The 15,444-nt window shown below is 75.3% G+C and carries 5 protein-coding genes; all 5 read left to right on the plus strand.

The features are described 5' to 3' along the window. The first annotated feature begins 128 nt into the window (after window positions 1-128). The 5 genes from ABUL08_RS06810 (at window position 129) to ABUL08_RS06830 (ending at window position 15,245) form a co-directional block, all read left to right on the plus strand. Window positions 129-6,482 carry an amino acid adenylation domain-containing protein gene (locus ABUL08_RS06810; protein WP_350935568.1) on the plus strand — a complete coding sequence of 2,118 codons (6,354 nt, stop codon included), beginning with the start codon at window positions 129-131 and terminating at the stop codon, window positions 6,480-6,482. Window positions 6,483-6,640: 158 nt separating this feature from the next. Next, the gene (locus ABUL08_RS06815) at window positions 6,641-7,450 is read left to right on the plus strand and encodes a thioesterase II family protein (protein ID WP_350935569.1); all 810 of its coding nucleotides are present in this window, start codon (window positions 6,641-6,643) and stop codon (window positions 7,448-7,450) included. A gap of 27 nt (window positions 7,451-7,477) precedes the next feature. Next, a complete protein-coding gene (locus tag ABUL08_RS06820) occupies window positions 7,478-8,512 on the plus strand; it encodes a TauD/TfdA family dioxygenase (protein WP_350935572.1) in 1,035 nt (344 codons plus the stop codon). 7 nt (window positions 8,513-8,519) lie between these two features. Next, window positions 8,520-10,325 (plus strand): non-ribosomal peptide synthetase, encoded by a 1,806-nt coding sequence (locus ABUL08_RS06825; protein WP_350935573.1) that lies wholly within the window; start codon window positions 8,520-8,522, stop codon window positions 10,323-10,325. A 123-nt stretch (window positions 10,326-10,448) separates the two neighbouring features. Continuing rightward, complete coding sequence (locus ABUL08_RS06830; RefSeq protein ID WP_350935575.1) at window positions 10,449-15,245, plus strand: condensation domain-containing protein; 4,797 nt, start codon at window positions 10,449-10,451, stop codon at window positions 15,243-15,245. The last annotated feature ends 199 nt before the right edge of the window (window positions 15,246-15,444 follow it).

Consider the following 15,444-nt stretch of genomic DNA (forward strand, 5'->3'; position numbering starts at 1 on the left):
GTCCGTCCCACCGCCGTCCGTCATCACGTCGTCGGCCCACCGCGCACACGTACCTGAAGGGTGCCGCGGTGGGTCGGTGACGCCTGTCCCACCGCTCCGCCTTCCGTGTGCACAGATGGGGGTCCACCATGTCCGATCCGTCGACCGACACCCGCCCGCTCAACGCGGCACAGCTCGGTGTCTGGTACGCCCAGCGGATCGACCCGGGCAATCCGGTCCACAACATGGGCGGCTACCTGGAGATCCTCGGCCCGCTCGACGGGGGAGCGCTCATCGCCACGGTGCGCGCCCTGGTCGCCGAGGACGAGACGCTGCGGCTGCGCTTCACCGAGGTCGACGGCGTCCCCGTGCAGTACGTCGGGCCGGCGCCGGACTTCGCCCCCCGGGTGCGGGACCTCAGCGGCGAGGCGGACCCGCTCGGGGTGGCGCTGGCGTGCATGCGCGACGACATGGAGACCGCACCGGACCTGGAACACGACCGGCTGTTCCATCACGAGATCTTCCGGCTCGGGCCGGAGCACCATCTCTGGTACAACCGGGCCCACCACCTGATCCACGACGGCTACACCTCCACCGTGGTGCGCCGCCGGGGCGCCGAGCTGTACACCGCCCTGGTGGCGGGCCGCCCGGCCGCCGGGGCGCCGCTCGGCTCGTTCACCGCCATGCTCGACGAGCAGGCCCGGTACGCGGGCTCCCGCGCCCAGCAGCGGGACGGCGCGTACTGGCGGAAGCTGATGGCCGACGTGACCTACCCGCCGCCGCCCGTCGCGGCGGGGAAGGCCGCCAACCGGGTCACCCGGCAGGTGTCCCGGCTGGACGCCGCAGGGCTGGCCGGGCTGCGCCGCTTCGCCGAGCGGGCCGGGGTCACCTGGCAGCAGGCCCTGATCGCCGCCGCCGTCCTGCACCGGCAGGTGTGGACCGGCGACAGCGACGTGCTGCTCAGCCTGCCGGTGCCGGGCCGACTGGATCCGCGTTCGGTCGGCGCGCCCGGCATGATGGCGAACGTCCTGCCGCTGCGCTGCCGGATCGACCCGGCGGAGTCGGTCGAGGACCTCGCCGGTCGGGTCGCCCGGCAGACCCTGCGTGCCCAGTGGCACCAGCGCTACGACTCCGCCGACCTGCGGCGGGACCTGGACTGGCCGACCGACGGCCGGCGCGAGTTCGGCCCGGTGGTGAACCTCGTCGCCGGTGACGAGCACGACGACTTCGCCGGGCTGCCGGCCCGGCACCACCTGATCTCCACCGGCGGCACGGTCGAGGATCTCGCCCTCACCGTCACCCACCATCCCGACGGCGGCCTGCGGATCGACGTCAGTGTCGACACCGCCCACCGGGACGCGGTGGACCTCGACGCCTACCAGCGCACCCTGCACCAGGTCCTCGCGGCGATGACCGGCCGGCCGGGCCGACCGGTGGGGGAGCTGGACCTGCTCGACCCGACCGAACGCCACCGGGTGCTGCACGACTGGAACGCCACCGCCGTGGAGGTGCCGGACGAGTCGTTGGCGGGGTTGTTCGCCGCGCGGGTGGCGGTGGACCCGGAGGCGGTGGCGCTGGTGTGTGACGGCGTCGCGGTGTCGTACGGGGAGTTGGGGGCGCGGGCGAACCGGTTGGCGGCGCATCTGCGGTCGCTCGGGGTGCGGCGGGGCGACATGGTGGGGGTGTTGCTGGAGCGGGGGATCGACTTCGCGGTCGCGTTGTTGGCGACGGTGAAGGTCGGTGCGGGGTATTCGGTGCTGGACCCGGAGTTCCCCGACGAGCGGCTGGGCTGGGTGCTCACCGAGACCGGCGCGGCGGTGGTCGTCACCCGCGCCGCCCTGGCCGCGCGGCTCGACGCCGCCGGTCGGCACGTCGTCCGGGTCGACACCGACGCCGCCGCGGTCGCCGCGCTGCCGGACGCCGATCCGGGCGTACGGGTCGATCCGGGTGACGTGGCGTGCGTGATGTTCACGTCCGGGTCCACCGGGGTGCCGAAGGGGGTGGTGTCGTCGCACCGGGCCCTGGTGGGTTCGGTGGCGGGGCAGTCGTACGCGCAGTTCGGGCCGGGTGAGGTGTTCCTCCAGTGCTCCCCGGTGTCCTGGGACGCGTTCTCGTTGGAGTTCTGGGGGGCGCTGCTGTTCGGCGGGACCTGCGTGCTCCAGCCCGGTCAACGGCCCGAACCGGCGCTGATCGCGGCCCTCGTGGCCGAGCACGGGGTGACGATGCTGCAACTGTCGTCGGGGCTGTTCAACCTGCTGGTCGACGAGTACCCGGAGGCGTTCGACGGGGTGCGGGTCGCGTTCACCGGTGGTGAGCCGGCGTCGGGGCCGCACGTGGCGCGGATCCTCACCCGCTGCCCCGACCTGCGGGTCGCCAACGGCTACGGCCCGGCCGAGTCGATGGGCTTCACCACCACCTACGACGTGCCCGCCGACATCGGTGGGGTGAGCGTGCCGGTGGGTCGGGCGGTGGCCAACAAGCGGGCGTACCTCCTCGATGCGCGCATGCGCCCGGTCCCCGTCGGCGTGGTCGGGGAGGTGTACCTGGCCGGGGTAGGTCTGGCGCACGGGTATCTGAACCGGCCCGGTCTGACCGCGCAGCGGTTCGTGGCAGATCCGTTCGGTGGTCCGGGGGAGCGGTTGTACCGGACGGGGGACCTGGCCCGTTGGACGTCCGACGGGGTCCTGGACTTCGTGGGGCGGGTCGACGGGCAGGTCAAGGTGCGCGGGTTCCGGGTGGAGCCCGGCGAGATCGAGACCGTGCTGCTCGGCCACCCGCAGGTCGCCCAGGCCGCGGTGATCGCCGCACCGGACCCGACCGGCACGCTGCGGCTGATCGCCTACCTGGTCCCCGACACCACCGGGACCGTCGACGGTGGACAGGTGCGGGGGTGGCTGCGGGAGCGGCTGCCGGAGCACATGGTCCCCACCGCCGTGCTGGTCCTCGACCGGATGCCGCTGACCGCCAACGGCAAACTCGACCGCCGCGCCCTGCCCGCCCCCGACTTCGGCACCACCACCGCCACGGGTGGCGGACGCGCACCCCGGGACGCCCGCGAGGAGATCCTCGCCGGCCTCTACGCCGAGGTGCTGGGCGTGTCGACGGTCAGCGTCGACGACAACTTCTTCGACCTGGGCGGGCACTCGCTGCTCGCCGCGCGGCTGGCCGCCCGGGCCCGCGCCGTCCTCGGCGTGGAACTGACCATCCGGGACATCTTCCAGGCCCCCACCATCGCCGCGCTCACCGACCACCTGGCCGACACCGGCCGCGCCCGACCGCGCCCCGCCGTCACCGCCGGGCCGCGCGGGGAGCGCATCCCGCTGTCGTACGCGCAGCGCCGGCTCTGGCTGATCGACTCCCTCCAGGGACAGGGCAGCAGCTACCATGTACCGCTCGCCGTCCGGCTCACCGGCGATCTCGACGTCGACGCCCTCGGGCGGGCGCTGACCGACCTGGTGGACCGGCACGAGGTGCTGCGCACCGTCATCGCCGCCGTCGACGGCGAGCCCTACCAGCGGATCCTCGACCCGGCACCGGTCGCCGTGGCCCGCCGACGGGCCACCCCGGACACCCTCGACCGGCTGCTGGCCGAGGCGGCCACCGAGGGCTTCGACCTCGCCGCCGCGCCGCCGCTCCGGGTCACCCTCTTCGACCTCGCCGACGACGACCACGTGCTGCTGATCCTGCTGCACCACATCGCCACCGACGGGCAGTCGCTCCGCCCGCTCTTCGCCGACCTGACCACCGCGTACGCGGCCCGGCGCGCCGGCCACGCCCCCGACTGGCCGCCGCTGCCCGTCCAGTACGCCGACTACGCCCGCTGGCAGCGCGACATGCTCGGCGACCCCGCCGACCCGACCAGCGTGCACGCCACCGAACTCGACCACTGGCGTACCGCGCTCGCCGGGCTGCCCGAGGAGATCGCGCTGCCCCGGGACCGGCCCCGGCCGGCGGAGGCCGACCACTCCGGCGGCGCCGTGGCCGTCCGGATCGACCCGGAGCTGACCCGCCGCATCCGGGAACTGGCCCGGGAACAGCGCTGCACCCCGTTCATGGTGCTCCAGGCCGCGCTCGCACTGACCCTCACCCGGTACGGCGCCGGCACCGACGTACCCCTCGGCACGCCCGTCGCGGGCCGCTCCGACCCGGCGCTGGACGACCTGGTCGGGTTCTTCGTCAACACCGTCGTGCTGCGCACCGACACCTCCGGGAACCCGTCCTTCGCCGAGCTGCTGGCCCGGGTACGCGCCGCCGACCTGGACGCCCTCGCCCACCAGGAACTCCCCTTCGACCTGCTCCTGGAGGCGCTCAACCCGGTCCGCTCGCTCGCCCGGCACCCGCTGTTCCAGGTCTGCCTGGCCCTCGACAGCGCCGCCGACGCGGAGCTGCGGCTGCCCGGGCTGCGCTGCGGCCGGGGCGGCGTGGTCGACACCGGCACCGCCAAGTTCGACCTGGAGTTCCTGCTCCGCGACGAGGGGGACGCCGGTATCGGCGGCGCCCTGCTCTACCGCGCCGCCCTCTTCGACCCGGCCACCGTGCAACGCCTCGTCGCCGCCCTGCTGCGGGTGCTCGGCCAGGTGCTCGCCGACCCGGCCCGACCCGTCGACGCGGTCGAGGTCCTCGACCCGGCCGAACGCGCCGCGGTCCTGCACGACTGGAACGCCACCGCCGTGGACGTCCCCGACGAGTCGTTGGCCGGGTTGTTCGCCGCGCGGGTGGCGGCCGATCCGGACGCGGTTGCCCTGGTGAGTGACGGGGTGGCGGTGTCCTACGGGGAGTTGGACGGGCGCGCCAACCGGTTGGCCGTGCACCTGCGGTCGCTGGGGGTGCGGCGCGGGAACATGGTGGGCGTCCTGCTGGAGCGAGGGGTCGACTTCGCGGTCGCGTTGCTGGCGACGGTGAAACTCGGTGCCGGCTATTCGGTGCTGGACCCCGAGTTCCCCGACGAGCGCCTGGCGTGGGTGCTGACGGAGACCCGCGCCTCCGCGCTGGTGACCCGCGCCCCGCTCGCCTCCCGCGTCGCCGCCACCTGCCCGGTCGTCCGGGTGGACACGGACGCCGCCGCGATCGCCGCGCTGCCAGCCACCGATCCGGGTGTCCACGTCGATCCGGGTGACGTGGCGTGCGTGATGTTCACGTCGGGGTCCACCGGGGTGCCGAAGGGGGTGGTGTCGTCGCACCGGGCCCTGGTGGGTTCGGTGGCGGGGCAGTCGTACGCGCAGTTCGGGCCGGGTGAGGTGTTCCTGCAGTGCTCGCCGGTGTCGTGGGACGCGTTCTCGTTGGAGTTCTGGGGTGCGCTGCTGTTCGGCGGGACCTGCGTGCTGCAACCCGGTCAACGGCCCGAACCCGGCCTGATCACGGAGCTGGTCCGCGCGCACCGCGTGTCGATGCTCCAGTTGTCGTCGGGACTGTTCAACCTGCTGGTCGACGAGTACCCGGAGGCGTTCGACGGAGTCCGGGTCGCGTTCACCGGCGGTGAGGCCGCCTCCGCCGCCCACGTGGCACGGATCCTCACCCGGTGTCCCCAGCTGCGGGTCGCCAACGGCTACGGCCCGGCCGAGTCGATGGGCTTCACCACCACCCACGACGTGCCGGCCGACATCAGCGGTGCCTCGGTGCCCGTCGGCCGGGCGGTGGCGAACAAGCGGGCGTACCTGCTGGACGACCGGCTGCGGCCGGTGCCGGTGGGTGTGGTGGGTGAGGTCTACCTGGCCGGAGTGGGTCTGGCGCACGGGTATCTGAACCGGCCCGGTCTGACCGCGCAGCGGTTCGTCGCGGATCCGTTCGGTGGTCCGGGGGAGCGGCTGTACCGGACCGGGGACCTGGCCCGCTGGACGTCCGACGGGGTCCTCGACTTCGTGGGGCGGGTCGACGGGCAGGTCAAGGTGCGCGGGTTCCGGGTGGAGCCCGGCGAGATCGAGACCGTGCTGCTCGGCCACCCGCAGGTCGCCCAGGCCGCGGTGGTCGCCGCACCCGACCCGACCGGCACCCTGCGGCTGATCGCCTACCTGGTCCCCGACGCCGACGTGACCGTCGACGGTGGGCAGGTGCGGGGGTGGCTGCGGGAGCGGCTGCCCGAGCACATGGTCCCCACCGCCGTGCTGGTCCTCGACCGGATGCCGCTGACCGCCAACGGCAAACTCGACCGGCGCGCCCTGCCCGAGCCGGAGTTCACCCCCACCGCCGGCACCGGCCGGCCCGCCCGCGACGCCCGCGACGAAATCCTCTGCGGCCTCTACGCGGAAATACTCGGGGTGCCGACGGTGAGCATCGACGACAATTTCTTCGACCTCGGCGGGCATTCGCTGCTCGCCGCCCGGCTGGCCGCCCGGGCCCGCGCCGTCCTCGGCGTGGAACTGAGCATCCGGGACATCTTCCAGGCCCCCAGCATCGCCGTCCTCACCGAGCGGCTGCCCGCCGCCAAGCCGGCCCGTACCCGGCCGGTGCTGCGGCGACGCACCGAGGCGGGGGCGCCACTGCCCACCGGACAGCCCGGCCCGTGAGGCGGGGAAACCTGCCCCGCGTACTGCCGCTCCGGCCGGAAAACCGTCGATAGCCTCCAATGAACGGGGTGTCAGATCCGTGGCCGGGTCGGCCGTCGGCTCCCCTTTCCCCCTTTTTTCTGATCCGACCTGACGCGCGTCGAAGAATGGAGCGCACCGTGGACTCTGCCCGACCGTTCGACCCCACCGGCGCAATGCCGGCCCCCGACGACGTGGTCTGGGTGCTGCCCGGCGGCGACGGGACCGCCCCGCACCGCACCTCGCTGCTGGTGCTGCCGCACTCCGGCGGCAACGCCCACGCGTACGCGCCGTGGCGGGCCCTGCTGCCCGACGACGTACGCCTGCTCATCGGCCAGTACCCCGGCCGGGGCGCCCGGTTCAGCGAGCCGCTGCCCGAGCGGATGGCCGACCTGGTCGACCCGATCCTGGCCAGCCTGCCCGCCGACACCGACGACCTGGTGGTGCTCGGGCACAGCATGGGCTCGCTGGTGGCGTACGAGGTCACCCGCGCCCTGACCGACGCCGGCCGCGCGCCGCGCGCCCTGGTCGTCTCCGCCTGCCGGGCGCCGTTCCTGGCCAACCCCAGCCCGGTGCACCCGGAGGCGCTGGACGACGACGCGCTGGTCGCCGCCATCAAGGCGCGCGGCGGCACCGACGACGGCATCCTCGACGAGCCGGAACTGCGGGAGCTGGTGCTGCCCTCGATCCGGGCCGACTTCGCCCTCGACGACGCCTACCGCTCGGCCGTGGCCGCGCCGCTGGCCTGCCCGGTCACCGTCGTCGGCGGCAGCACCGACCCGGTGGTGCCGGCCGAGGCGCTCGACCGCTGGGCCGAGGTCACCGCCGGCCCCGTCGCCACCCACGTCCTGCCGGGCGGCCACTTCTATTTCCAGCAGCAGCTCGAGGAGTTCCTGTCCCTCGTCACCGGGGTCCTCGACGGCGACACCGTCCGGCCCGAATTCGCCTGACCCACCCGACCCTCCAGGAGGACCCTGATGTCACCCACCGCCCAGGCGGTCCCCGCCGCCGCCCTCGACGTGCGGTACGAGCCCGGCAAGCCGGCCGTCCTCGTCGTCCCGCCGGTCGACGACCTCGACGCGGGCGTCGCGTGGGTCACCGCGCACCGCGCGGCGATCCGCGCCGAGCTGCTCCGCTCCGGCAGCCTGATGATCCGTGGCCTGCCGGTGACCGACACCGCCGACTTCGCCCGGGTCCGGGACGTGCTGATGCCGCAGCGCACCGGCTACCGGGAGAAGGCCACCCCGCGCACCGACTTCGGCGAGGGCGTCTTCTCCTCCACCGACCTGCCGGCCGCCCAGCCGATCCGGCTGCACAACGAGAACAGCTACACCCTGGACTTCCCCGGCACCCTCCTCTTCGGCTGCGTCACCGCCCCGGAGACCGGCGGCGCCACCACCGTCGGCGACATGCGCGAGGCGCTGCGGCAGATCCCCGCCGAGCTGCGCGAGCGGTTCGCCACGTACGGCTGGCTGCTGGTCCGTAACTTCTCCGAGCTGGCCGGGCTGCCCTGGCACAAGAGCTTCGGCACCGAGGACCCGGCCGGGGTGGAGGAGTACTGCCGGGAGAACGTGATCGGCCACGAGTGGCTGCCCGACGGGGAGCTGCGCACCCGGCAGCGCCGCTCGGCGATCGTCACCCACCCGCTGACCGGCGAGGAGTCCTGGTTCAACCACTACGCCTTCTGGAACCGGCACACCCTCGACCCGGACGTGCGCGAGGTGCTCCAGGAGACGTACGGCGAGGACGGGCTGCCGTTCGACACGTACCTGGGGGACGGGTCGGCACTGACCGCCGACGAGGTCGCCGCGATCAACGCGGTCTACGACCGGGTGACGGTCCGGGAGACCTGGCAGGAGGGGGACCTGCTGATGGTCGACAACATCTCCTGCGCGCACGGGCGGGAGGCGTTCACCGGCGCCCGCAAGATCCTGGTGGCGATGGGCGACCCGGTGGCGCTCGCCGACTGCGCCCCGCGGACCGCCCCGGCGGCCACGCCGTACGGGAAGTGAGCCGGCCATGACCAGCGTCCTCGTCGACCCCACGCTCACCGTCCCGCCGGCCGCCGCCCGGGACCTGCTCGACCGGCTGGCCGACGCGCCCGCCGACCGGATCGCCGTGGTCAGCGGCGACACCCGGCTCACCTTCGCCGAGCTGCGCGAGCGGGCCGGCCGGATCGCCCGCCGGCTCGCCGCGCACGGCGTCGGACCGGAGACCGTGGTGGCGCTCTGCCTGCCCCGCGGCGTCGACCTGGTCGCTGCGCTGTTCGGCACGCTGACCGCCGGGGCGGCGTACCTGCCGGTGGACCCGCGGCTGCCCGTCGAGCGGCGTCGCTACCTGGTCGACGACGCCCGCGCCGACCTGGTGGTCGTCGCCGACGCGACGACCGGGCCGCTGGTGGAGGACGTACCCCAGGTGCCGGTGGCGGCGCTGGCCGCGCCGGACGGCACCCCGGCCGGCGGGTACCGGCCGGTGCCGGTCACCCCCGACACCCTCGCGTACGTCATCTACACCTCCGGCTCCACCGGCCGGCCGAAGGGCGTCGAGGTCAGCCGGGGCGCGGTCGCCGCGTTCCTGGCCGAGCTGGAGTCCACCGGCATCGTCCGCGGGGACGCGGGCACGGTCGGCTGGAACGCCTCGCCCTCCTTCGACGCCTCCGTCCAGCAGTGGGTACGGATGTGCCGCGGCGACACCGTCGTGCTGCTGGACGAGCAGACCCGCACCGACCCGGCGCTGCTCGGCGCGCTGGTCGAGCAGGCCGCGCTGACCGACCTGGACATCACCCCGTCGCACGCCGACCCGCTGCTGGAACACCTCGCCGCGTCACCCCGGGGCGCCGAGGGACGGCCGCTGACCCTGCTCGTCGGCGGCGAGGCGATCAGCCCGTCGCTGTGGGAGCGGCTCGCCGCCCTGGTGGAGTCGGGCGTGCTCCGCGCGGTCAACGTCTACGGCCCCACCGAGTGCACCGTGGACGCCACCGCCGGCTGGATCACCGCCGACCGGGCCCCGCACATCGGCACCGTCCTGCCCGGCCTGGGCCTGCGGCTGCTCGACGACGCGCTGCGCCCGGTCGCCGCCGGGGAGGCGGGTGAGCTCTACCTGGCCGGTACGCGCGTCGCCCGGGGCTACCGCCGCCGCCCCGGCCTGACCGCCGAACGCTTCGTCGCCGACCCGGAGTCCGCCGACGGGGCGCGGATGTACCGCACCGGCGACCGCTGCCGGCAGCTGCCCGACGGCCGGCTGGAGTTCCTCGGCCGGGTCGACGGCCAGGTGAAGGTGCGCGGCCACCGGATCGAACTGGGCGAGATCGAGGCCCTCCTGGCGGGCCACCCGGCGGTCGCCGAGACGGCCGTGGTGGTCCGCGAGGACCAGGGCGAGCCGATGCTCGTGGCCTACTACCGGGCGACCGGACCGGTGGAGCCGGCCGAGCTGCGGGACCGGGCGGCGGAGAGCCTGCCGGCGTACATGGTGCCCGCCGCGTTCGTCGCGCTGGAGCGCTTCCCGCTGACCAACAGCGGCAAGCTCGACCGGGCGGCGCTGCCCGCCCCCACCGTCGCCCCGACGCCGGCCACGCCGGCGGGGGAGCGGCCGACCGGCCGGGTCGAGGAGTTGATCGCCACGGTCTGGTCGCAGGTGCTCGGCGCGCCGTCGATCAGCGCCGACGACAACTTCTTCAAGCTGGGCGGCCACTCGCTGCTGGCGATCAAGCTGGTCTCCCGGGTCCGCGCCGAGCTGGGGCTGAGCCTGCCCGTCAGGACGGTGTACGAGAACCCGAAGCTGCGGGACCTCGCCCGGGCCATCGAGGCCCGACTGACGTCGGCCTGACCTGCCCGTACCGCCGGCGTGCGGGCCGCCCCGACGGCGGCCCGCACGCCGACCCGCACCCCGATTTCGTGGATTCCACGGCGCCGACCGACGGTCAGTCGTGGTCGAGCAGGAGGAGTTTCCGTGATCCCGCTGTCGTACGCGCAACGCCGGTTGTGGTTCCTGAACCGGCTGGAGGGGCCCTCGTCGACGTACAACGCGCCGGTGGTGCTGGCCCTGGCCGGGGTGCCGGACCTGGCGGCGCTGGGCGGGGCCCTCGCCGACGTGGTGGCGCGGCACGAGGTGCTGCGGACGGTCTTCCCGTCGGTGGACGGCGAGCCGGTGCAGCACGTCCTGCCCGGGACCGCTGTAGAGGTGTCGGTGCGGGACTGCGTGCCCGACCAGGTGGACGAGCTGGTGGCCGAGTTCACCGCCGGCACCTTCGACATCGCCGTGCAGCCGCCGCTGCGGGCCCGGCTGCTGGTCACCGGGCCGGACCGGTCGGTGCTGGTGCTGCTGCTGCACCACGTCGCCACCGACGGCGCGTCCACCGGGCCGCTGCTGCGGGACCTCTCCGAGGCGTACGCGGCCCGGCGGGCCGGGGCGGCGCCGCAGTGGGAGCCGCTGCCGGTGCAGTACGCCGACTACACGCTCTGGCAGCGGGAGCTGCTGGGGGAGGAGTCCGACCCGGAGAGCGTGCTGAGCACCCAGCTCGCCTGGTGGCGGGAAGCCCTCGCCGACCTGCCGCCGGTGCTGGACCTGCCGCTGGACCGGCCGCGCGCCGTCGAGGCCACCCGGCGCGGCGGCACCGTCACCGGCTGGCTCGACGCCGGCACCCACCGCCGCCTCGCCGACCTGGGCCGCACCCGTCGGGCCAGCATGTTCATGACGCTCCAGGCGGGGCTGGCGGCCACCCTCACCCGGCTCGGCGCCGGGACGGACGTGCCGATCGGTGCGCCGGTCGCCGGCCGGCCCGACGAGGCGCTGCACGACCTGGTGGGCTTCTTCGTCAACACGGTGGTGCTGCGGACCGACGTCTCCGGGGATCCGGCCTTCGCCGACCTGGTGGAGCGGGTGCGGGACGCCGACCTCGCCGCGTACGCCCACGAGGAGGTGCCGTTCGACCTCGTGGTGGAGCGGCTGAACCCCGACCGGTCGCTGGGCCACCACCCGTTCTTCCAGGTGATGCTGACCGTCGACACCGCGCCACCGGCCGGGCTGCGCCTCGGTGACCTGGCCGCCACCGTCCGGCCGGCCACCCTCGACTCCGCGAAGTTCGACCTGACCGTCTTCTGCACCGAGGTCCGCGACGACGACGGCGCGCCCGCCGGGGTGGAGGTGTGGTTCCAGTACGCGACCGACCTCTTCGACGAGGCCACCGCGCGGCTGCTGCTGGAGGTGTACCTGCGGCTGCTGCGGGCCGTCGCCGCCGACCCGGCCACCCCGATCGACGCCCTCGACGTGCTCACCGCCGCCGAGCACAGCGGCCTGGCCGAGCGCCGCGCCCGGCTGGTGGCCGCCCCGACCGTCGACGCGGCGGCTCCGACCGGCGACGGACCGCTCAGCGCGCGGGAGGAGATCCTCGCCGGCCTCTTCGCCGCCGCGCTCGGCACCGACCGGATCGGCCGGCACGACAACTTCTTCCGCTCCGGCGGGCACTCCCTGCTCGCCACCAAGCTGGTCAACCGGGTGCGGGCGGTGCTCGGCGTGGAGGTGGGCCTGCGGGACTTCTTCGTCGACCCGACCGTCGCCGGGCTGGACCGCCGGATCGGCGAGCTGACCGGGCTCGGGGTGCGTCCGCCGCTCACCCCGGCCCGCCGACCGGACCTGGTGCCGCTGTCGTACGCCCAGCGGCGGCTGTGGTTCCTCACCGAGATGGACGGGTCCCACCGGATCTACAACATCCCGGTGGTGCTGCGACTGGACCGGCCTCTCGACCCGGCGGCACTGACCGCCGCCGCGCGGGACGTGACCGACCGGCACGAGGTGCTGCGGACCGTCTACGCCGCCGTCGACGGCGAACCGTTCCAGGTGGTCCTGGACGAGGCGACGCCGACCGTGACGGTGCGGGACGTGCCGGCCGCCGAGCTGTCCCGGGCGGTCGACGCGGCCACCGGGCACGTCTTCGACCTGGCCGGGGAGATCCCGTTCCGGGTGTGGCTGCTGCGGGTGGACGACGGCTCCCAGGTGCTGGTGGTGCTGGTGCACCACATCGCCGGGGACGGCTGGTCCACCGGCCCGCTGCTGCGCGACCTCGGCACCGCCTACCAGGCCCGGCTGGCCGGCACCGCCCCCGACTGGGCGCCGCTGCCGGTGCAGTACGCCGACTACACGCTCTGGCAGCGCGAGTCCCTCGGCGAGCCCGACGACCCGGCCAGCCCGCTGGGCCGGCAGCTCGCCCACTGGCGGACGACCCTCGACGGCGCACCGGAGGTGCTGGAACTCCCGGTCGACCGGCCCCGCCCGGCGGTCGCCAGCCACCGGGGCGACCTGGTGCCCTTCGCGCTGGACGCCCGGACGCACGAGGCGGTGCTGCGGGTGGCCCGGGACACCGGGGCGACGGTGTTCATGGTGCTCCAGGCGGCCCTCGCCGCGTTGCTGTCCCGACTCGGTGCGGGCACCGACATTCCGATCGGGACGGTCATCGCCGGTCGGGGGGACGAGGCCCTGGACGACCTGGTCGGGTTCTTCGTCAACACCCTCGTGCTGCGTACCGACGTCTCCGGTGACCCGACCTTCGCCGAGTTGGTGACCCGGGTCCGGGACGCGGACCTGGCCGCGTACGACCACCAGGACCTGCCCTTCGAACGGCTGGTGGAGGAGCTGAACCCGACCCGCTCCACCGCCCACCACCCGTTGATCCAGGTCACCCTGGTGCTCCAGAACACCGGCGGGGCACAGCCCACCCGCAACGCGCTGGCCGGCGTCGACGTGCCCTTCGACACCGGCACCGCGAAGTTCGACCTGACCCTGGCGGTCCGCGAGGAGCACGACGGCACCACCCCGCGCGGCATCCGCGGCGTCCTGGAGTACGCCACCGACCTCTTCGACCCGGCCAGCGCCGACCTGATCGCCGACCGGCTCGGCCGGCTGCTGCGGGCCGTCACCGCCGACCCCGACACCACCGTCGGCGATGTCGACCTCTTCACCCCCGCCGAGCAGCGGCGGAACACCGGCGGGCATCCGCAGGCCCCGGCGGCCGGGATCGCCGACCTCGTCGCCGCCCACGCCGCCACCACCCCGACCGCCGTCGCCGTGGTCGCCGGGCAGCGGCGGATGACGTACGCCGAACTGGACGCCGACGCGAACCGCCTGGCCCGGCAGCTGGCCGCGGCCGGCGTGCGCCGGGGCGACGTGGTGGGGGTGCTGCTGCCGCCCGGCCCGGCACTGCCGGTGGCCGCGCTCGCCGCGCTGCGGGCCGGCGCCGCGTACCTGCCGCTCGACCCGGCGCTGCCGGACGGGCCGCTGGCGGCCCGGGCCGCCACCGTCACCCTCGCCGCCCTGCTCACCGAGACCGCGCACTCCGGCCGGCTGGTCGGGCTGCCCCGCACCGTGCTGGTCGACGCCGACGGCTGGCGTGACCGGCCCGCCGACCCGCCGGCCGTACCGGGCCACCCCGGCGACGCGGCGGTGGTGCTGGTGGACGACACCGGGCGTACGCCCCGGGCGGTGCTGCACCCGCACCGGGCGCTCGTCGACGCCGTGGCCCGGCTGGGCACCGCCGCCGACCAGGTGTGGCTGCCGTGGGCGCCGCCGTCGACCGGCGACTTCGTGGCGCCGTTCTGGGCCGCGCTGACCACCGGGGCCCGCTGCGTGCTGCCGGACCGACTCCCACCGACCCCCGACGCGCTGGCCGCCCTCGTCGCCAGGCACGGCGTCACCGCCGTCGCGCTGCCCGCCGCGCTCCTCGCGCTCCTCGCCGACGAGCACCCCACCGTCCTGACCGGACTGCGTCACCTGGTCACCGGCGGCGAGCCGCCGTCCGTCGCGCACCTGGCCGAGCTGCGCCGCCGGCATCCCGGGCTGCGGCTGGTGCACGCGTACGGGGGCGCGGAGGCGGGGCCGTGGGCGCTCAGCCACCCGGTCGACGCCCCGCCCACCGGGCCGGCCGTGCCGGTCGCCGGGGACGGCCACCGCTGCCACGTCCTCGACGAGCGGCTGCGGCCGGTGCCCACCGGCGTCCCCGGCGAGCTGTACCTGTGCGGCCCCGGCCTGGCCGAGGGCTGGCCGAACCGGCCCGGCGCCACCGCCGCCCGGTTCGTCGCCGACCCGTGCGACCCGACCGGCGGGCGGATGCTGCGCACCGGAGAGCGGGCGAGCTGGGCCGCCGACGGCACGCTGCGGCTGCACGGGCCCGTCGACCGGCCGACCCTCGGGGGCGTACCCGTGGAACCGGAGCGGGTGGCGGCGACGCTCACCGCGCACCCGGCGGTCCGGCGGGCCGCGGTGGTCGTGCGGGACGGCACCCAGCTGGTCGGGTACGTGGTTCCGGCACCCGGCGCGGCGCCCGCCGTCGCCGAGCTGCGTCGGCACGCCGCGCGGACCCTGCCGGAGCACCTGGTGCCGGCGGAGCTGGTGGTGCTGGCGACGCTGCCGCTCACCCCGGACGGCCGGCTCGACCGCGCCGCCCTGCCCGCCCCGGCGGACCCGACCGCCACCACCCGCGACCCGCGCGAGGCGCGACTGCGCGAACTCTTCGCCGAGGTGCTCGACGGGCGGCCGGTCGACGTGCACGACAACTTCTTCCGGATCGGCGGGCACTCGCTGCTCGCCGTGCGGCTGGTGAACCGGATCCGCGCCGCGCTGTCGGTGGAGGTCACCATCCGGGACGTGTTCCAGGCCCCGTCGGTGGCCGCGCTCGCCGAGCGCCTCGCCGCCGCCACGAGCGCCGCGCCGGCCCGACCCACCCTGCGCCGCCGCGCCGGCGCCGGCACCCGGTAACACCGCCGCGAGGCGGGACCATCCTGCCTCGCCGACTGCCGCTGCCCCGGCGGCGCGCTGACTAACCTGAGGTCAGCGCGTCGCCGGGGCAGTTGTCATCCGGCGACCACCCCGCCACCGCCCGCCGACGGCCCGGCGCCCCGGCACCAGCACCGTCCACAAGGGACGGTTTTGGTACCCACCCGAACCCCGCAGGAGG

The organism is Micromonospora sp. CCTCC AA 2012012, from assembly GCF_040499845.1.
In the GTDB taxonomy this organism is placed as follows: domain Bacteria; phylum Actinomycetota; class Actinomycetes; order Mycobacteriales; family Micromonosporaceae; genus Micromonospora; species Micromonospora mangrovi.